This is a genomic window from Chryseobacterium sp. SIMBA_028, assembly GCF_046535285.1.
Classification (GTDB): domain Bacteria; phylum Bacteroidota; class Bacteroidia; order Flavobacteriales; family Weeksellaceae; genus Chryseobacterium.
Map to the genome: position 1 here is coordinate 1 of NZ_JAWRWZ010000289.1, position 271 is coordinate 271.

Consider the following 271-nt stretch of genomic DNA (forward strand, 5'->3'; position numbering starts at 1 on the left):
TATCAATGGCTTTTAAGTTCAGCAAATGCCCAAAATCAATTTGATCAAAAAAAGGATTACAGTGATCTGCTGGGAAATTTGAATTCTGTTGACGGTTTCAGTCAAAGTCTTAACCGACAGGTTTTGAGTGAGCTGTCCAGAAAATTGTTTGAAGATCAGTTCGGAGAGGGAAGTATACAACCCGGAAATTACCTTTTTGGGTCTATGTACTTACAGGTTACGACTACCGCTCAAGGACTTTTAATAAATATTTTGGATACCAGCACTGGCG

1 protein-coding gene is annotated in these 271 nt (G+C 38.7%); it reads left to right on the forward strand.

Annotation, left to right across the window (positions count from 1 at the left end):
* The coding region (locus tag SCA31_RS23500; RefSeq protein ID WP_410699427.1) for a curli assembly protein CsgF at positions 1-271 on the forward strand (271 nt) is incomplete at both ends.